The 18,644-nt window shown below is 63.4% G+C and carries 18 protein-coding genes; 4 read left to right on the forward strand and 14 right to left on the reverse strand.

Annotated elements, in window-relative coordinates:
* Positions 1-108 precede the first annotated feature (108 nt).
* The 6 genes from QCE63_RS00940 to QCE63_RS00965 all read right to left on the reverse strand — a co-directional run bounded on the left by QCE63_RS00940 (position 109) and on the right by QCE63_RS00965 (position 6,953).
* Positions 109-1,080 (reverse strand): branched-chain amino acid ABC transporter permease, encoded by a 972-nt coding sequence (locus tag QCE63_RS00940; protein WP_309833630.1) that lies wholly within the window; start codon positions 1,078-1,080, stop codon positions 109-111.
* Positions 1,080-1,964: a branched-chain amino acid ABC transporter permease gene (locus QCE63_RS00945; RefSeq protein WP_309829662.1), complete on the reverse strand. Its 885-nt coding sequence runs from the start codon at positions 1,962-1,964 to the stop codon at positions 1,080-1,082. Before QCE63_RS00945 ends, QCE63_RS00940 begins: the two co-directional genes overlap by 1 nt.
* A gap of 95 nt (positions 1,965-2,059) precedes the next feature.
* Positions 2,060-3,280 carry an ABC transporter substrate-binding protein gene (locus QCE63_RS00950; RefSeq protein WP_309829664.1) on the reverse strand — a complete coding sequence of 407 codons (1,221 nt, stop codon included), beginning with the start codon at positions 3,278-3,280 and terminating at the stop codon, positions 2,060-2,062.
* Positions 3,281-3,361: 81 nt separating this feature from the next.
* Positions 3,362-4,123, reverse strand: a complete 762-nt coding sequence (locus QCE63_RS00955) for an ABC transporter ATP-binding protein (RefSeq protein WP_309829666.1) — start codon at positions 4,121-4,123, stop codon at positions 3,362-3,364.
* Positions 4,120-4,899, reverse strand: a complete 780-nt coding sequence (locus QCE63_RS00960) for an ABC transporter ATP-binding protein (RefSeq protein ID WP_309810943.1) — start codon at positions 4,897-4,899, stop codon at positions 4,120-4,122. The genes QCE63_RS00955 and QCE63_RS00960 overlap by 4 nt, the downstream gene beginning before the upstream one ends.
* 377 nt (positions 4,900-5,276) lie before the next feature.
* Positions 5,277-6,953, reverse strand: a complete 1,677-nt coding sequence (locus QCE63_RS00965) for a GMC family oxidoreductase N-terminal domain-containing protein (protein WP_309829668.1) — start codon at positions 6,951-6,953, stop codon at positions 5,277-5,279.
* A 129-nt stretch (positions 6,954-7,082) separates the two neighbouring features.
* Between QCE63_RS00965 and QCE63_RS00970 the strand changes: the two genes are divergently transcribed.
* Positions 7,083-7,985 (forward strand): LysR family transcriptional regulator, encoded by a 903-nt coding sequence (locus tag QCE63_RS00970; protein WP_309829669.1) that lies wholly within the window; start codon positions 7,083-7,085, stop codon positions 7,983-7,985.
* A gap of 113 nt (positions 7,986-8,098) precedes the next feature.
* A complete protein-coding gene (locus QCE63_RS00975; RefSeq protein ID WP_309829671.1) occupies positions 8,099-8,635 on the forward strand; it encodes a class IV adenylate cyclase in 537 nt (178 codons plus the stop codon).
* Here QCE63_RS00975 and QCE63_RS00980 read toward each other — a convergent pair.
* Together QCE63_RS00980 and QCE63_RS00985 are read right to left on the reverse strand one after the other, a co-directional pair.
* Complete coding sequence (locus QCE63_RS00980) at positions 8,611-9,096, reverse strand: Lrp/AsnC family transcriptional regulator (RefSeq protein ID WP_309829674.1); 486 nt, start codon at positions 9,094-9,096, stop codon at positions 8,611-8,613. The genes QCE63_RS00975 and QCE63_RS00980 overlap by 25 nt on opposite strands.
* Before the next feature lie 247 nt (positions 9,097-9,343).
* Positions 9,344-9,574 carry a DUF3717 domain-containing protein gene (locus tag QCE63_RS00985; RefSeq protein WP_309829676.1) on the reverse strand — a complete coding sequence of 77 codons (231 nt, stop codon included), beginning with the start codon at positions 9,572-9,574 and terminating at the stop codon, positions 9,344-9,346.
* 177 nt (positions 9,575-9,751) lie between these two features.
* Between QCE63_RS00985 and QCE63_RS00990 the strand changes: the two genes are divergently transcribed.
* Positions 9,752-10,438, forward strand: a complete 687-nt coding sequence (locus QCE63_RS00990) for a response regulator transcription factor (protein ID WP_309829678.1) — start codon at positions 9,752-9,754, stop codon at positions 10,436-10,438.
* Between the two features lie 93 nt (positions 10,439-10,531).
* On the forward strand, positions 10,532-11,986 hold the full coding sequence (locus QCE63_RS00995) for a sensor histidine kinase N-terminal domain-containing protein (RefSeq protein WP_309833631.1): 1,455 nt from the start codon (positions 10,532-10,534) through the stop codon (positions 11,984-11,986).
* A gap of 60 nt (positions 11,987-12,046) precedes the next feature.
* Here QCE63_RS00995 and QCE63_RS01000 read toward each other — a convergent pair whose 3' ends face one another.
* From QCE63_RS01000 to QCE63_RS01025, 6 genes are all read right to left on the reverse strand, one after another.
* Complete coding sequence (locus QCE63_RS01000) at positions 12,047-12,511, reverse strand: SET domain-containing protein-lysine N-methyltransferase (RefSeq protein ID WP_309829680.1); 465 nt, start codon at positions 12,509-12,511, stop codon at positions 12,047-12,049.
* Between the two features lie 182 nt (positions 12,512-12,693).
* Positions 12,694-13,806 (reverse strand): NADH:flavin oxidoreductase/NADH oxidase, encoded by a 1,113-nt coding sequence (locus QCE63_RS01005; protein WP_309829682.1) that lies wholly within the window; start codon positions 13,804-13,806, stop codon positions 12,694-12,696.
* Positions 13,807-13,892: 86 nt separating this feature from the next.
* Complete coding sequence (locus tag QCE63_RS01010; RefSeq protein WP_309829684.1) at positions 13,893-14,624, reverse strand: glutamine amidotransferase; 732 nt, start codon at positions 14,622-14,624, stop codon at positions 13,893-13,895.
* A gap of 161 nt (positions 14,625-14,785) precedes the next feature.
* Positions 14,786-15,430, reverse strand: a complete 645-nt coding sequence (locus tag QCE63_RS01015; protein WP_309833632.1) for a MarR family winged helix-turn-helix transcriptional regulator — start codon at positions 15,428-15,430, stop codon at positions 14,786-14,788.
* A 736-nt stretch (positions 15,431-16,166) separates the two neighbouring features.
* Positions 16,167-17,279: a YbdK family carboxylate-amine ligase gene (locus tag QCE63_RS01020; protein ID WP_309829686.1), complete on the reverse strand. Its 1,113-nt coding sequence runs from the start codon at positions 17,277-17,279 to the stop codon at positions 16,167-16,169.
* A gap of 42 nt (positions 17,280-17,321) precedes the next feature.
* The gene (locus QCE63_RS01025; RefSeq protein WP_309829688.1) at positions 17,322-18,524 is read right to left on the reverse strand and encodes a cation:proton antiporter; all 1,203 of its coding nucleotides are present in this window, start codon (positions 18,522-18,524) and stop codon (positions 17,322-17,324) included.
* Positions 18,525-18,644: the final 120 nt, after the last annotated feature.

The raw sequence follows: 18,644 nt of genomic DNA on the forward strand, positions 1-18,644 counted from the left end.
CGCAACAGTGCACGACAACCTAGCATTTACCCTAGTGGTGCATGAAAGCACCTGGAAGGGGCGTATTTCTTGCAATAAAACGCGCGCAAAAGCGTGATTCCTGACTCTTCAGCCTTGCAGCGGACGCACGCGCGCGACGATTTCCCCGACAATACCGCGACGAAACGCCAGCACGCACGCAATAAAGATGACGCCGGTAACGATGGTCACGGACTCGCCGAGCGAGTTGAACCACGTCATGCCGGTGAGACGCGCGAGACCGCCGCCGATGTCGCCGAGCCGGTCCTCCAGCGCGACGATGATCGCGGCGCCGAGCAGCGGCCCGAACATCGTGCTCATGCCGCCGACGAGCGTCATCAGCACCACCAGGCCAGACATTGTCCAGTAGGCGTCGCCGAGCGTCTCGAAGCCGAGCACGAGCGTCTTGGTGGCGCCCGCCAGCCCCGCAAGTCCCGCCGAGAGCACGAATGCCAGCAGCTTGTAGCGCGCCGTATCGTAGCCGAGCGACACCGCGCGCGGCTCGTTCTCCTTGATCGCGATCAGCACCTCGCCGAACGGCGAATGCACGATGCGCACGATCAGCGCGAACGCGAGCAACATCACCACGAGCACGACGTAATACAGCGTGCTGTCGCTGCCGAGGTCGATCATGTTGAACAGCCTGCCGCGCGGCACGCCCTGCAAACCATCTTCACCGTGCGTGAACGGCGCCTGCAGGAACACGAAGTACACCATCTGCGCGAGCGCCAGCGTGACCATCGCGAAGTAGATGCCCTGGCGGCGGATCGCCAGCAGGCCGGCGACGAGCCCGAGCAGCGTCGCCGCCGCCGTGCCCGCGATCACGCCGAGTTCAGGCGTCAGTCCGATGGTCTGGATCGCGTAGCCGGCGACGTAACCGGCGGTCGCGAGAAACATCGCATGGCCGAACGAGAGCAGGCCGGTATAGCCGATCAGCAGGTTGAAAGCCGCCGCGAACAGCGCGAAGCACAGCACCTTCATCATGAACAGCGGATACACGCCGACAAACGGCGCCACGATCAGGCCAATCAGCAACAGGCCGTAGAGCGCTTTTCTCTGCATCATTTTTCCTTGCCGAAGAGTCCTGCCGGGCGAATCATCAACACGATCGCCATGATGACGAAGACGACCGTCGCGGACGCTTCCGGATAGAACACGCGCGTCAGGCCCTCGATCACGCCGAGCAGGAGACCGGTGAGGATCGAGCCCATGATCGAGCCCATGCCGCCGATCACGACGACCGCGAACACGGTGATGATCATCGACTGGCCCATCAGCGGCGACACCTGGATCACCGGCGCGGCCAGCACCCCGGCGAAGGCCGCGAGCGCCACGCCGAAGCCGTAGGTCAGCGTGATCATCAGCGGCACGTTGACGCCGAACGCCTCGACCAGCTTGGGGTTTTCCGTGCCCGCGCGGAGATAGGCGCCCAGGCGCGTCTTCTCGATCACGAACCAGGTCGCGAAGCACACCGCCAGCGACGCCACCACGACCCACGCGCGATAGTTCGGCAGGAACATGAAGCCGAGATTCGTCGCGCCGGACAACAGCGACGGCACGTCGTAAGGCTGCCCCGACGAGCCATAGATGGAGCGGAACACGCCCTCGACCACGAGCGTCAGGCCGAAGGTGAGCAACAGTCCGTAGAGATGGTCGAGCTTGTAGAGCCAGCGCAGCATCGACCGCTCGATGACCATGCCGAACAGCCCGACGACGACCGGCGCGAGCACGAGCATCGCCCAGTAGGGGATGTTGAAGTACGAGTAGCCCATCCACGCCAGCATCGCGCCCAGCATGAACAACGCGCCGTGCGCGAAGTTGATGACGTTGAGCAAGCCGAAGATCACCGCGAGACCCAGACTCAGGATCGCGTAGAACGAGCCGTTCACCAGCCCGAGCAAGAGCTGGCTCAGCATTGCGGCGAGTGGAATGCCGAAAATTTCCATTGAACCTGCCGTCAGAAACGTGTTGACGCGGTTGCAGCGGCGGAAGTCCTCACCGGACGCCCGCCGCGCGAATGCGCTGAATCACAGCCGAATGCTTACTTCCAGAGCTTGCAGCGCGATTCCGCCTTCGTGCCGAATGCCTGGTCGCCCGGAATCGTGGCGGTGATCTTGTAGTAATCCCACGGTTCCTTCGACTCCGACGGCTTCTTCACTTCCATCAGGTACATGTCGTGGATCATCGCGCCGTCTTCGCGCACGTAACCCTTCGCGTAGAAGTCGTCGATCTTCATCTTCTTGAGCTGTTCCATGACCTTGTCGCTGTCCGTCGTGCCCGCCGCCTGCACGGCCTTCAGATAGCTCGTGGTCGCCGAATAGTCCGCCGCCTGCAGGCTGCCCGGCATCTTCTTCATCTTGTCGAAATAGCGCTTGGCCCAGGCGCGCGTCTTGTCATCCTTGTTCCAGTACCAGCTGTCCGTCGCCACCAGACCTTGCGTGGTTTCCAGGCCCAGCGAGTGGATGTCGGAGAGGAAGATCAGCAGCGCGGCGATCTTCATCGACTTGGTGACGCCGAATTCCTTCGCCGCCTTGATCGCATTGACCGTGTCGCCGCCCGCGTTCGCGAGGCCGAGCACCTGCGCCTTCGAGCCTTGGGCCTGCAACAGGAACGACGAGAAGTCCGACGCCGACAACGGATGGCGCACTTCGCCCAGCACCTGGCCGCCGTTTGCCTTCACCACGTCCGCGGTGTTCTTCTCGAGCGCCTTGCCGAACGCGTAGTCGGCCGTCAGGAAGTACCACGTCTTGCCGCCCTGCTTGGTCACCGCGGAACCGGTGCCCTTGGCGAGCGCCATCGTGTCGTACGCGTAGTGAACCGTGTAGGGCGAGCATTGCTCGTTGGTCAGATTGTCCGCGCCCGCGCCGATGTTGATGTACGGAATCTTCTTCTCGGCCGTGACCTGCGCGCTGGAAAGCGCCGTCGCCGAGTTCGTGCCGCCGATGATCGCATTCACGCCGTCGCGGTCGATCCATTCCCGCACGCGCGATGCCGCGATATCCGCCTTGTTCTGATGGTCCGCATACACCAGTTCGATCGGCTTGCCGTTCACCTTGCCGCCGAAGTCCGCGATGGCCATGCGGATTGCTTCGAGGCCGCCCTGTCCGTCGATATCCGCGTAAAGGCCCGACATGTCGGTGACGAAACCGATCTTCACGGTGTTGCTGTCGGCGGCGTATGCATTGCTGCTCATCACCGCCACACTCGCCGCCGCAGCCGCAAAGCACAACGTAGAGAGGCGCGCGAGGGTCTTCTTTTTCATTCCAGTCTCCATGAGTTTTTGATTTGATGCGGTGTTACTGGTGTTGCCCTTTCCATTCCGGTACGGCACGCCGGCTCCCGATCACACGCCGAGCAGTTCGTGCAGCACCGGCATCTTCGCTTCGAGTTCCCCCGCGCCGAAATGCTCGACGATATTGCCGTGCTCCATCACGTAGAAGCGGTCCGCGAGCGGCGCCGCGAAACGAAAATTCTGTTCGACCATGACGATGGTGTAGCCGCGCGACTTGAGCATCAGGATCATGCGCGCGAGTGTCTGCACGATGACCGGCGCCAAGCCTTCCGAGATTTCGTCGAGCAGCAGCAGGTTTGCGCCGGTGCGCAGGATGCGCGCGACGGCCAGCATCTGCTGCTCGCCGCCCGAAAGACGCGTGCCCTGGCTGGCGCGGCGTTCCTTCAGGTTGGGGAACATCGAATAGAGTTCGTCGAGCGACATTGCGTCCTTCGGGTTGCCGATCAGCGGCGGCAACAGCAGGTTCTCTTCGCAGGACAAACTCGAGAATATGCCGCGCTCCTCCGGACAATAGCCGACCCCGTAATGCGCGATCTTGTAGGTAGGCAGGCCGATGGTTTCGTGTCCGCTCACGCGGATCGAACCCGTGCGCCGCCCGGTCAAACCCATGATGGCCCGGAACGTGGTGGTGCGGCCTGCACCATTGCGTCCAAGCAGCGTGACCACTTCGCCGCGGTTCACCTTCAAGTCCACGCCGTGCAGGATGTGCGACTCGCCGTACCATGCCTGCAGGCCCGAGATTTCCAGCGCCGGCACGTTGCTGGCCCCGCCGTTCGCGTTGAGCGAGCGGCGTTCTTCCACGATCGTACTCATGCATGCGCTCCGGTGAGCGCCGCATCGGCGCTGCCCATGTAGGCTTCCATCACGAGCGGATTCTTCGATACTTCCGCGTAGCTGCCTTCGGCGAGCACTTCACCCTGCTTCAGCACGGTGATGGTGTCGGAGATGCCCGCGATCACGTTCATGTTGTGCTCGACCATCAGGATGGTGCGGCCCGCCGACACCTTCTTGATCAGCGCGGTCACGCGGTCGACGTCTTCGTGGCCCATGCCCTGGGTCGGTTCGTCGAGCAGCATGAGCTCCGGCTCCATCGACAGCGTGGTGGCGATCTCCAGCGCGCGCTTGCGGCCATAAGAAAGCTCGACGGTCTTCGTGTCGGCGAAATCGGTGAGGCCGACTTGCGTGAGCAAGTCCATGGCGCGGTCATTGAGCTGGTCGAGCGACCGCTCGCTGCGCCAGAAATGAAACGACGTGCCCAACTGCCGCTGCAGCCCGATGCGCACGTTCTGCAGCACCGAAAGATGCGGGAACACCGCCGAGATCTGGAACGATCGAATGACGCCGCGCCGTGCAATATGCGCGGGACGTTCGCGCGTGATGTCGACGCCGTTGAAAACGATCTGGCCCGCAGTGGGGTCGAGAAATTTGGTGAGGAGGTTGAAGCAGGTGGTCTTGCCCGCGCCGTTCGGTCCGATCAGCGCGTGGATCGAACCCCGGCGCACGCGCAGGTTCACGTCATTCACGGCCGTGAAGCCTTTGAACTCCTTGGTGAGCCCTCGCGTTTCAAGAATGGTGTCGCCGAGAATCATGTCCCCTTCCATGCGAAGTGAAGCGCTAGACAGCGGGTGGGTCTGCGCCTTGTTTTTCTGATCCGCGCGCACCGGACGGTGTCTCCATTCCGGTACTGCTTCGCTTCGTACAGCGCTGTTGCGTCCGCACAAAGTGCGCACGAGTGTCCTCGAGCATCACTTGATCCGGGGCCATTGTCGCGCCAATGATGCAGCGCAATCATTGGGATTTGCACTAACTAACAAACGGCTTGGAAACCGCGCTGAGTGCACGTTTCGAGGGCATGCGAAGAGTTCACTTTTGCGACATGCGCAAGCGCGCCGGATCCATCGCGTGCGCTGTCATCCGTGCGCCATGCCGCTGTCATCTCAACATGTGAAGCGCGTCGTTCGCACCGTCATGCGAGGGCGGTTGCGATCGCTTCCTCGGTGGCGAGACCGCGACGGTCCTCGCGAATCATCTCGCTCGCGCGCTCGGCGATCATCAGCGTCGGCGAGTTCGTGTTGCCCGAGGTGATGGTGGGCATCACCGAGGCATCGACCACGCGCAGGCCGCGCACGCCGATCACGCGCAGGCGGCTGTCCACGACCGCGGCGGGGTCGTTGTCGGTGCCCATGCGGCATGTGCCGACCGGATGAAAGATCGTGGTCCCGACCTGCCCCGCCGCTTCGATGAGTTCTTCCTGTGTCTGGAACTGGATGCCCGGCAGAATCTCCTGCGGCGCATATTGCGCGAGCGCAGGCGCGGCGGCGATGCGCCGCGTGAGCCGCAAGGCATTGGCGGCGACTTCGCGGTCGCGCTCCGTCGACAGATAATTCGGCGCGATCAACGGTGCCGCATGCGCATCCGGCGACTCGATATGCACGCTGCCGCGCGAGGTCGGCCGCAGATTGCATACGGACGCAGTGAACGCATTGAACGCATGCAGCGGTTCGCCGAAACGTTCGAGCGACAGCGGCTGAACGTGATATTCGAGATCGGGCCGCTTGATGGACGCATCGTCGGGATTGGACTTGGCGAACGCACCGAGCTGCGAAGGCGCCATCGACATGGGGCCGCTGCGCATGAACGCATACTGCATGCCGATGAACAGCTTGCCCCACCAGTGAGCCGACAAGGTGTTGAGGGTGCGCACGCCGGTCACCTTGTAGGCCATGCGCAATTGCAGATGATCCTGCAGGTTTTCACCGACGCCGCGCAAGTCCTTCACCACGTCGATGCCGAGCCGTTGCAGACGCGCGCCATTTCCGATGCCCGACAGTTCGAGAATCTGCGGCGAGTTCACGGCGCCCGCGCTCAGCACGACTTCGCAGCGCGCACGGGCGAGGTAATCGACGTCGCCGCCACGGTACTCGACGCCGACGCAGCGCGCGCCTTCGAACACGAGTCGTTGTGTATGCGCGCCGGTGATCGTCGTCAGGTTGGGGCGCTTCATGGCTTCGCGCAGGAAGGCCTTGGCCGCATTCCAGCGGATGCCGCCGCGCTGGTTCACATCGAAGTAGCCGACGCCCGTGTTGTCCCCGCGATTGAAATCCTCCGTGGCGGGAATGCCGGTTTGCTGCGCGGCTTGCGAAAAAGTTTCGAGAATCTTCCACTTGAGACGCTGTTTCTCGACGCGCCACTCGCCGCCCGCGCCATGCCATTGATTCGCGCCGCCATGATGATCCTCGCTGCGCATGAAGACCGGCAACACGGAGTCCCATGACCAGTTCGGATCGCCGCTGATGTGCGCCCAGTCGTCATAATCCTCGCGCTGGCCGCGCATGTAGATCATGCCGTTGATCGACGAGCAGCCGCCGAGCACCCGGCCGCGCGGATACGACAGCGCACGTCCATTGAGCCCGGGCTCGGCCTGGGTCTTGTAGAGCCAGTCCGTGCGCGGATTGCCGATGCAATACAGATAACCGACCGGGATGTGGATCCAGTGGTAATCGTCCTTGCCGCCGGCTTCGAGCAGCAGCACCTTGACGTCCGGATCTTCGGTGAGGCGATTCGCCAGCACGCATCCGGCCGTGCCTGCGCCCACGATGATGTAGTCGAATTCGCCTTCGAGCCTGCGCGCGTCCTGTTTCATTGCCGTCTCCGATATCGTTGTTCGTTGTTTCGCTGAGCGATGCGTGTCAATCCGAGCGTACTGCCAGTCGCGTGTCCGAATCCAATCAGATATGTTCAACTGCGATATAAGAAACGTTAATATCAGCGGATGGACTACACCCTTTTACGCGCCTTTCTCACCGTCGCTCGCGAAGGCAATCTGACGCGCGCCGCGGCGCAACTGCATGTCACGCAGCCGGCCGTCAGCCTGCAAATCAAAAACTTGCAGGAGATGCTTGGCGTCGTGCTGTTCTCGCGCACGTCGCACGGCCTGCTGCTGACGCGCGATGGCGAAGCGCTGCTACCGCATGCCGAGCGCGCGCTCGCCGCCGCCGCCGACGTACGCCGCGCCGCCGCCGCCTTGCGTCACGAAGTCAGCGGCACCTTGCGTATCGGTTCGATCCTGGATCCCGAGTTCCTGCGCCTCGGCGGCTTCCTGCGCCAGCTGGTCGAAACGCATCCGCGCATCGAGACCTCGCTGCGGCATGGCATGTCGGGCTGGGTGCTGGAACGCGTGCGGGCGCGCGATCTCGATGTCGGCTATTACATCGGCGATCCGGCCAGCGACGGCGCGCGCGACAGCGACCGCTTCCACGTCGTGCGGCTCACGCCGTTCGTGTATCGCGTGCTGGCGCCGGCGGGCTGGCACAACCGCGTGAACAAGGGCAAGCGCAGCTGGGCCGCGCTCGCGAAGCTGCCGTGGATCTGGACGCCGGCCGAATCCGCGCACAACCGCCTGCTGTCGCGCCTGTTCCGCGAAGCGGGCGCGATGCCGACGGTGGTCGCCGAAGTGGATCAGGAGCCGTCGATGCTCGATCTCGTCAAATCGGGCATCGGGCTTTCGCTGGTGCGCGATTCGATCGCGCTCGGCGAGGCGCATGCGCACGCGCTGACGATCGTCGAAGGCGTTTCAGTGCCGACGCAGTTGGCGTTCCTCGTGCTCGCCGAGCGTTGCGAGGAGCCGGCCATCGCGGCGGCGCTGCGGCTGATCGACGCGCAATGGGCCGTGTGAAGACCGGGCCGTCGGGCATGCCCAGGAATTGCTCGGGGTTTCAAGCGGGCTTCACCGAATCTTTGCTAGTCTGAGTCCTCGCTTATCCAACCCTTTGTGTTCGAGGAATCTTCATGGCACGCAACATCGAAATCAAGGCGCGCGCGCATCAGTTCGAGCAATTGCGCGAGCGCGCGGCCGCGCTCGCCACCGACGCGCCGCTTGTGTTTCGCCAGCAGGACTTCTTCTACGACGTGCCCACCGGACGCCTCAAGCTGCGCCAGTTCGACGACGGCACGCCGTCGGAACTCATCTTCTACCAGCGCGACGACCGTGACGGCCCGAAGGTGTCGTATTACTCACGCAGCCCGGTGACGAATCCCGAAGCCATGCACGCGCTGCTGGCCCAGGCGCTGACGACACGCGGCATTGTTTCGAAGGAGCGCCATGTATATCTCGTCGGGCGCACTCGGATTCATCTGGATCGCGTGGATGGCCTCGGCGATTTCATCGAGCTGGAAGTGCTCCTGGGCCAGGACGACGACGAAGCCGGCGGCGAGGAGGAAGCGCACGCGATGTTCGCACAGCTGGGTGTAGGTGAAGCGGATCTGGTGCCGCTCGCGTATGTGGATCTGCTGAATCCGGCTCAGGAAGCGTCGGCGGCGAGATGAGCCAGCGGCAATGGACCATTGCGCTTGAACGTCGTCAGCACGATGTTCGAGCGCACGCTGTCCACGCCCGGCACCCGCATCAACTTCTTCATCACGAAACCTGACAGCGCGTTCAGGTCCGGCGCGACGATGCGCAGCAGGTAATCAGCGTCGCCGACGGTGGCATGGCATTCGAGCACTTCGGGCAGCAAGTCGATCTGCTGCTGGAACTCCTCGATGACCGAATCGCCATGATGCTTGAGCTTCAGGCTCGTGAAGGCCGTCACGCCCAGGCCCAGTTTCTCGGGCCGCAGCATGACCCGATAGCCCTCGATCACCCCCACCGCTTCCAGTCTCTGCAAACGCCGTCCGATCTGCGACGGCGACAGCGGCACCTGTTCGCCCAGTTGTTGATGCGTGGCCCGTCCGAAGCGTTGCAGGACGTCCAGCAGGGCGAGGTCGAAGTGGTCGAGATCGAGCATGAGGCGAATGTGCGCGTAAGCGAGAGCGAATGCGACTTTATCGCATTAACGCGGCAGGGCTCACTTAACCCTTGCGGCGGAGGGCCGTTCCATGCCCGCGAATCCGACCCTTACAGTAAAAAGAAGGTAACGTGCGTGTTACGAACCATGACAGCGTCGAAAAGCGGAAAATGCAATGAATCGCTCGATTTTTTGGCCGCTGGAAGCTTAAATGAAGAAATCCGAAAGCGAATTGGTGCCCAAGCTTTCAGTCGCGCATGCCATTGTTGAAGCGCACGTAAGCTTCCCACGCGGCGCGGGCGTCTTCGTCCATCTGTTCGGAAGGCAGACTTGACCGACGCTGTACAATCAGCAGCGCATAAGGCCTGGACAGAGCGCTCGCCTCCTTGCATAGAGCGAGCTCGTCGCCGCTCGACGGCGAGCGGCCGCGCCAGTAGTTGATCGCGGCTTCGAGTTCGTTGATTGGGATGAGAGCCATGTCCGGGAAGAAAGACATTCGATGTACGGCCGCTCGCGGCTCAAAGTATCGTCGCGCAACGCCGCATGAGATGTGAGTTTTAACTGGCTCGAGCCTGCCGCCGCGTCATGCATGACAGAACATGCCACCGATCGCCCCCGCCGGCCTGAGCTCAACCCATTGTACTTGAGCGACTCCATGCGAATCCTTCTGATCGAAGACGACCGCCCCATCGCGCGCGGCATCCAAAGCAGCCTCGAACAATCCGGCTTCACGGTCGACATGGTGCACGACGGCATCTTCGCCGAACAGGCCCTCACGCAAAACCGCCACGAACTCGTCATTCTCGACCTGGGCCTGCCCGGCATCGACGGCATGACGCTGCTCGCGCGTTTCCGCCAGAGCAACCGCCACACGCCGGTCATCATCCTCACCGCGCGCGACGAACTGCATGACCGCGTGCAAGGCCTCAACAGCGGCGCCGACGACTACATGCTGAAGCCCTTCGAGCCGCAGGAGCTCGAAGCGCGCATCCGCGCGGTGATGCGCCGCAGCGGCCCGCACGGCGACGTGCCGCGTCCCGAAGTCTCGCTGGGCGGCCTGCGCCTGTCGGGCGTCGATCGCCGCATCTTCAACGACGAGCGTCCGCTCGAACTGTCGCCGCGCGAATTCGCCGTGCTGGAAATGCTGTTGCTGCGCCATGGCCGCGTGGTCAGCAAGGCGCAGTTGCAGGATCACCTGACGCACTTCGGCGGCGATCTCGGCGACACGGCCATCGAAGTCTATGTGCATCGCGTGCGCAAGAAGCTGGAGAACACTCGCGTCGAGATCGTGACGGTGCGCGGCTTCGGCTACCTGCTCCAGGAAATCCGTCAGACAGCCTGACGCGCCGCGTCGGCTGCCGCGAAGCAGACTGCCTTGCGATTTCCCACCCGGCGCGCGGGCGACCAGCGTTTCGCCCGCGAAGACTGGCTCGATCTGGCGCGATCGAAAGCCCCCGAGACCCCGAGGCCGCCGAGCCTGCGGCGCACGTTGCTGCGCCGCCTCGCCGCGCCGCTGTCCCTGCTCGCGCTGATGAGCGGCCTGATGGCGTACTGGCTCGCCTGGCAGTACACGCAGCACGTGGTGGACCGCTCGCTCGCGGATCTCGCCACCGCCATCTCCAAGCAGATCCAGCTCGCGGGCGTCGATGCGCCCGTCACCGTGCCGCCACTCGCGCAGGCCATGTTCTCCGACCCGGTCGAGCAGCTCATCTACCGCATCAGTACGGGCGACGAGGAAATCGCCGGCGAACGCGACCTGCCGCTCACCGGCAGCAACGTCCGGCGCATTCACTACGCCTATGTCTTCGAGACGCACTTCCAGGGCGTGAGCGTGCGCGCGGCGCAAGTGCGCGTGCCGCAGCCGACCGGCAATCCGATCGTCGTGGAAGTGGCGCAGCGCGTGGGCTCGCGGTATCGCATCGCGGTGGAATTCCTGATCGCGATCATGATGCCGCTCGCGCTGCTGTTGCTCGCCGGCTGGGTGATCGTGTGGCGCGTCGTGAACCAGCAATTGAACCCGCTGACCGACCTCGCCGACGCGCTCAACCAGCAGACTCACATCTCCCTCGAACCCGTCGACGAAACCTACGTGCCGGGCGAGATCCGTCCGCTCACCAGCGCGATGAACGCGTTGCTCGTGCGCCTGCAAACGGCGCTCGATGCGCAGCGCAAGTTCATCGCCGATGCCGCGCATCAGTTGCGCACGCCGCTGACGGCCGTGAAGCTGCACGCGGAACAGGCGCTCAGCTCGCGCGATCCCGCCAAGGCGGTGGAAGCGGTCAAGGAACTGCGCGCATCGGCTGACCGGGCGGTGCGGCTGTCGAATCAATTGCTTTCGCTGGCGCGGGCGGAACCGGGCGAGCAGGCCGCGCGCTTCACCGATTTCGATTTCGCCGCGCTCGCCTTCGAAACCGGCGCGGAATGGGTGCCGCGGGCGCTGGCATCGAACGTCGATCTCGGCTTCCAGCGCCTCGACGATCCCGAGAACGAGCATCCGCTGATCGTGCGCGGCAACATCGTGCTGTCGCGCGAGGTGATTGCGAATCTGATCGACAATGCGCTCAAGTACATTCCGCCGTTTCGCGCGGAAGGCGCGCGCATCACGCTGACGATCACCGAATGGCGCGACGACAACCTGCGCGCCTTCGCCGAAGTCGTGGTGGAAGACAATGGGCCCGGCGTGCCGTCCGACCAGCAAGCCGACCTCTTCAAGCGCTTCTTCCGTGGCGATGGCCAAATGGTCGAGGGCGGTGCGGGTCTTGGGTTGGCGATCGTGCATGACATCGTCGTGCTGCACGGCGGCTCGGTGCATTACGAGGATGCGCCGGAAGGCGGCGCGCGCTTCATCGTGCGCATTCCGCTCAAGCAGGAACCCTTAGCGCAGTCGTGAAAAGAGCCACGGTCTTTTTCCCGTGGCTCTTCTCGAATACAAGCGTTGGCGCCGGACTCGCTACTTCTTCTTCTTTTCCTTCTTCACGGCAAGCATGGTGCCGCGGCATTTCTTCGCGCCGCAACGGCACTCGTATTCCTTCTTGAGCTTCTTCGTGATGCGGCCGTCAATAACGAGGCCGTAGTCGTAATTCAACTCCTCTTCCGCCTCGATATCGCGCAGCGCGTGAATGAAGACGCGCCCTTCGATTTCCTCGGCTTCGCAGTTCGGCGCGCACGAATGGTTGATGTACTTCGCGCTGTTGCCGTCGATCTTGCCGTCGATCACGCGGCCGTCGTCGAGGGCGAAATAAAAGGTGTGATTGGGCTCGTCGGGATTGTGCGGATGGCGTCGCAGCGCTTCCTTCCACGAAATGTGCTCGCCCTTGTATTCCATCACCTTCTCGCCGGCGGCGATCGGCTTCACAGCAAACACGCCCTTGCCGTGCACGCCGGAGCGGCGAACGGTGACCCTGCGTGAACTCATCGACTGAATCCTTGAATGACGCTTCGCTCCCGCGCGCTCGGGATGAACATCGGGGATAAAAAAAACGCGGTGGCCTTCGAGGCGCCGCGTTAGCTTGGTTGAACGCTCACGTGTCCAACACACCGGTATCCTACACTCCCGGCGCGCGAATGCTCAACCGTCTCGATGACACTCGATACTTTTCAACGTTGTCCGATCGTGATCTCGCCGAACAGGTTCTTCTGGTCGCGCGGCTGCGAACGCCAGTATTGCGGCGGCGCCGTGACGGCCGCGCCGAGCTCGGCGGCGGCGTGCCACGGCCAGCGCGGATCGTAGAGCATGCCGCGCGCGATCGCGACGAAGTCCGCCTGACCGCCGGCCACGATCTTCTCCGCGTCCTTCGCCTCGGTGATGAGACCGACCGCGATGGTATTCACGCCCGTCGCTTCCTTCACGGCCTGCGCGAACGGCACCTGATAACCGGTGGCAAGCGGGATCTTCTGCAGTGGCGATACCCCGCCCGACGAGACATCGATCCAGTCGACACCGCGCTTCTGCAACTCGGATGCAAACACAATCGTGTCCTCGATGCCCCATCCGCCGTCGACCCAATCGGTCGCGGACACGCGCACGCCGACCGGCTTGTCGGCGGGAAACGCGGCGCGCACCGCGTCGAAGATTTCAAGCGGATAACGCATGCGGTTCTCGCGCGAGCCGCCGTATTCGTCGGTGCGCTGATTGGCGAGCGGCGAGAGAAACTGATGCAGCAGATAACCGTGCGCGCAATGCACCTCGATCCCGTCGATGCCGAGCCGCGCCGCGCGTCGCGCCGATGCCGCGAAGGCTTCCTTCACGCGCATCAGACCGGCGATGTCGAGCGCGAGCGGCGGCGTCTCCTCGGGCTTGTGCGGCAGCGCCGACGGCGCATGGGTCATCCAGCCGCCCTCCGCGACGGGGATCAGCTGTCCGCCGTCCCAGGGTGCGTGACTCGACGCCTTGCGGCCCGCATGCGCCAGCTGCATCGTCACGGCGATGGTCGAATACTGGCGGATCGCTGCGAGCACCGGACGCAACGCGGCTTCGGTGACGTCGTCCCACAGGCCGAGATCGCCGGGCGTGATGCGGCCGTCAGGCTCGACCGCCGTAGCCTCGATGAACAGCATCGCTGCGCCGGACAGCGCGAGCTGCCCCAGGTGGATCATGTGCCACGCCGTGGCTTCGCCGCGCTCGGCCGAGTACTGGCACATCGGCGAAACCATGATGCGATTGGGAAGCTGCAGGCTGCGTAAAGTCGCGGGTGTGAACAACGCGCTCATGTCGTGGGCTCGGAAAGGAAGGTGCGGTCGAGAATAGCATCGCGTTTTCAACGCTGCAGGACGCGCCACGGATCCTTGCGTCACGCTCAGGCGTGTGGCGTGTCCTTGCGGGTAAACCGGTCGAGCCATTCGCCGAACATCGCGCGCGCGGCGCGTTCGAGAGCGGGTGCGTGTCGCGCGGTGTCCTCGCGTAACGCGGCGACGGTCGTGGCGCTTCGCGCGACATCGCCGGGATACGCAACCAGCCAGCTTTCGAAGCGATCGGCCAGGACTTCGGGATGGCACTGCAACGCAAGCACATGCTCGCCCCACGCGAACGCCTGATGCGCGCACTGCGCAGTCGATGCGAGCAGCGTGGCGCCGTCGGGGAGATCGAAGGTATCGCCGTGCCAGTGAAACACGGGAACGGGCGTGCCGTCGGCTTCGAGATGGCGCAGCGCGGAGGCATGCCCCGCGTCGGTCAGCGTGAGCGGCGACCAGCCCAGTTCGGTCGAGCCAGAGGGATAGACCCGTGCGCCGAGCGCCCGGGCAATCAGTTGCGAACCGAGACAGATGCCGATGGTCGGCAAACCCGCCGCAATGCGCTTCTCGAGCATCGCGAGCAAGGGAGCGAGATGAGGATACGCGGCGTCCTCATAGGCGCCGATCGGGCCGCCGAGCACGACGAGCAGCGAAGGATCGAGCGGATTGGGCGCATCGATGCGACCGCGTCCGACATCCAGATAACGCACGAGATGACCGCGATCGCCCAGCACGAGTTCGAGGCTGCCCAGATCTTCGAAATAGACGTGGCGAATCGCCAGGACTTCATCTTTCATCGGCGGCTTCCGTGTCGGGCCGTGCGTGGCTCGGGCAAGTGTTGACGAGCCGCGCCTCGCGGGGAGGCGCGACGCGCACAGTCTAACCGACTCGCCGCGGCCTCACAGCGTTGCTGCCGCCGGATGAATGACCCCGGAATGACCCCGCGTGGGGCCCCCTGTCAGGCCAGGTGGGCGAAGACCTTCCAGCTCTTCTTCTGCGTCGCTAGATCGGCTTCCTCGTAGACCGAGCAGTCGAGACGCAGATCGGTGTCCGCCATGTCGATCTGCAACAGCGCGCAATGATGCGGCGCCTTCTTCGGATTCTTGCTGGCCTGGAAGTGCGAGCAGGACAGGCACATACGGTGCGCCGGCATCTGCTGTTGCGCCTCGAGGTGACGGATGGTCTTCAGCAGCGTGCGATAGAACGCCACCTGCTCGTCCTCGCGCAGCGTGCCGACCGCCTTCGCCAGGAAGTCCGGCCATTGCACCGCCTTCTTCGCGGCCGTGCGGCCACGTGCAGTGAGGCGCACGGCCAGCGCCCGGCCGTCGTCGAGCGCGCGGCGCTTTTCGACCAGCCCCTTGCCTTCAAGCGTGCTCACCGCATCGCTCGTCGTGGCGGCCGTCAATGCCGTTTCGCGTGCGATCTCGCCGAGGCGCATCGGCCCCCTGCGCTGCATCAGCAAGACGAGAATTTCACCTTGGGTCGGCGTCAGCCCCGCGCCTTCTGCCCATTCCCAAGCCTGGCTGCGCATCGCCGTGCTCAGCCGCAGCAGACCATGGGTCACCCGCCCCGTCGCCTGCTCTCCGTAAACGCCTTCATTCATAGTCTTTCGCTTGTTGTTCCGCTTATGTGTTTTGACGGCATGTTCGCGCACGCAGCACGAACACCGTTCCCGAAACGCTTCCGCAGAAAACGACTTGAAACCCCTTGCGGAACACGCTCGTTCCCGGTCCCCGCCGTCTCAAAATTCAGGCGTGCCAAGCCTCACGGCGACACCTGAATGGGGACATTGCTACCCTCTTGTTTATGCGCCCTCTTATGTACTGCTTCGCGGCGCTACGTATTTGCCGACTATAACGTCCCGCCAGCAAAGTCGCCATTCTAAGCGACATGGAACAAACGTACACCTTAATTGTCCGTGCAGGACTGTGGATAACTCGTGAAAATGCTTCGCTTACTTGTCCAATTCGGGGTCAACGCGTAGTCGACTCGTTTGATTAACTCTATACGAGTCGTCAGTCGCCTTCACGTCACTGAAAGTTCCGCTCGAGCCCGCCTGGACGCCTGAGCATGCCGTGCCTTCCTGGTCCGGACATGCACACACGACGTGCAAGCATTACGCCGGTATACGGTTTCTTTGAGAAAAACCTTAGAAGCGGAAGTTTGAACCGGCTTCAAACGATGGCATGAGACAGTTATTCCCGATTCCTGCTCACGTCCTTGTTTCATAAAGCGCAAAAGAAAAAGGCTGCATGCACTTTCAAGCAGCAGCCTTTTCTGTTCATTGAATGCGGATTACCAGCGTAAGCTTCCCGATAAGCAGCATGGTACGCGGCGCGTCATTGCCGCCACTGCAAGCATTGCTGCCTGACGGCCTCATGCAGCGATTTCTCCTTGTCGAATACGCTGCGCAGCCAGGTAGCGTCGTTCGTGCCGCGCGCGATGTCGGCGACCTGTGCGAGCGCTGCTTGCGAGCCGAGCGCTTCGGCGTGCGGTGCGAGCACGTCGAGCGTCGCCAGGATGTCTTCGCCGATGGTCCTGCGTTCACCCGTCTGCGGATGGATGCAGGTGCCCTCCAGTCCGAAGCGGCACGCTTCGAAGCGATTGAAGGTGTAGACGAGGTAGTCGTCCTCGTGAGGCGTGAGCGGCTTGTCGAGCAGCAGGTAGCGTGACAGCGTCTGGATATAGCACGCAATTGCGGCCGCCCGGTCCACTGACAGCGGCGTGTCCATCACGCGGACTTCGATCGTGCCGAAACCCGGCTTCGGCCGGATGTCCCAATAGAAGTCCTTCATGCTGTTGACGACGCCGGTGTGCACCATCTTCGAGAAATACTCTTCGAAGCTGTCCCAGGTCAGCACGAACGGCGCGCGGCCCGACAGCGGAAACGCGAACACCGAGTTCAGGCGTGCCGAATGGAAGCCCGTATCGACGCCTTGAATGTACGGCGACGAAGCCGACAGCGCGATGAAATGCGGAATGTAGCGCGACATCGAATGCAGCAGGAACAGCGCGCTGTTCGGATCGGGGCAGCCGATATGCACGTGTTGGCCGAACACCGTGAACTGCTTGGCGAGATAGCCGTACAGCTCGGAGATGTACTGGAAACGCGGTGCATCGTAGATCTGCCGGTCGCTCCACTGCTGGAACGCATGGGTACCGCCGCCCGCCAGACCGACGTTCAGCTGGTCCGCTGCCGCGACGAGCGTGTCGCGGATGGTGCGCAGATCGGTGACGGCCTGTTCGTGCGTCGTGCAGATGCCGGTCGACAGCTCGATCATGCTCTCGGTGATTTCGGGCGTGATGTTGCCCGGGATCTTCTCGTCCTTGATGAGACGCATGAGGTCCGACGCCGCGCGGGTCAGATCGTAGTCGTGCGTATTGACGACCTGGATCTCAAGCTCGACGCCGAACGTAAAGGGTTCGGAGTTGATGAAGGGTTCGAGTGCCATGGCGCCTCTGAAAAAATCAATACTTGAGCGGGGCGGACGCGCTTATTCGCGCCGCTCGCCGACCGCCGACAGGCTGCGGTACACCACGAACGGCGACACGATCTGCAGCACGACGATCGAGCACATGACGATCGCGCGCAGCGTGGGATCGTAGTGGGGATAGAGCACGTACATGTCGTCGACGAGCAGGTACGCAAGCGCGGACATCGGCGACAGCGCGACGCCCAGCGCCGCGCCCTGCTTCCAGTTCAGTCCGCTGGGCTTGGCGAAGATCAGCACGCCGGCAAGCTTGCCGATGAAGCGTGCGACGATCAGCCCCAGCGCCGCGACGCCGCCCAGCGCGATGTCGCGCCAGTGAAACGACGTCAGCGTGAGCGCGAACAAGATGACGGTAAGCAGCCACCCGGCGGAGCCAAAGTGTGACGGCCAGAGTTGCGGACGTTCGTCGGCGTTCTTCACGATGATGCCGGCCGCGAGCAGCGCAAGGATGGTCGACAGCTTGAAGATGTGCGCCACCGCGATCGCCAGCAGCACGAGCCCGAACAACGCGACGAACGAATGCTCGTCGTTGGTGGGCAGGCGCCGGACCAGCAGGTTGCAGGCGCGCGCGAGCAGGAACGCCAGCACCAGCGAGCCGACCAGCAGATACAGCGGCTGCAGGATGGTGGCGAGCGTATTGCCGTAGATTTCCTGATGCAGCACGCCGGCCGCGAGCTTCTCGACGATCACCGCATACATGCTGTTGAGCGCGGTCAGCGTGAGCAGCCGCTGCGTGACCTGGCCTTCCGCGCGCAGCTCCATTTTGAGCTGGATGACCATTGCGGGCGAAGTGGCCATGGCGATGGCGGCGACGACGACCGAGGGCATCGTCGGTACGTTAAGCAGGGTCAGCGCGATCAGTACGAGGCCGAATGTCAGCGTGGATTCCGCGATGCTCGACAGGATCAGATACGGATTGCGCCGGATCCAGCGCAGGTCGAGCCGGCCGCCGAGTTCGAACAGCAGCAGGCCGAGCGCGACATCCAGAAGCGGCCGCGACAGGCCGGCCGCGCTCGAGTCGATCACGCCGAGACCCGCATTCCCCGCAATCAATCCGATCACCGCATAGCCGGTGATGCGCGGCAGGCGCCACGCGCGCCACAGCAGTTCACCGGCCAGGCCCGCCGTGACGAGCGCGAGACCGGCCCAGAGAATGGCGTCGGGTTCGAGCGGCCACGCGGGCAGAAATGAAAACGCCGAGTTCATCGTATTGGCTTCTCCTTCGTTGCTGCTATCTGTTGCTGCTGGCTGAGCGTGCGCGTTCGTCACGTGACAGTGCCTGAGGGCGTCGCGCTCGCAGGCGGCGCGCGTCCGCTCGCGTGAGCG

Origin of the sequence: Caballeronia sp. LZ065 (genome assembly GCF_031450975.1) — a bacterium.
Taxonomy (GTDB): domain Bacteria; phylum Pseudomonadota; class Gammaproteobacteria; order Burkholderiales; family Burkholderiaceae; genus Caballeronia.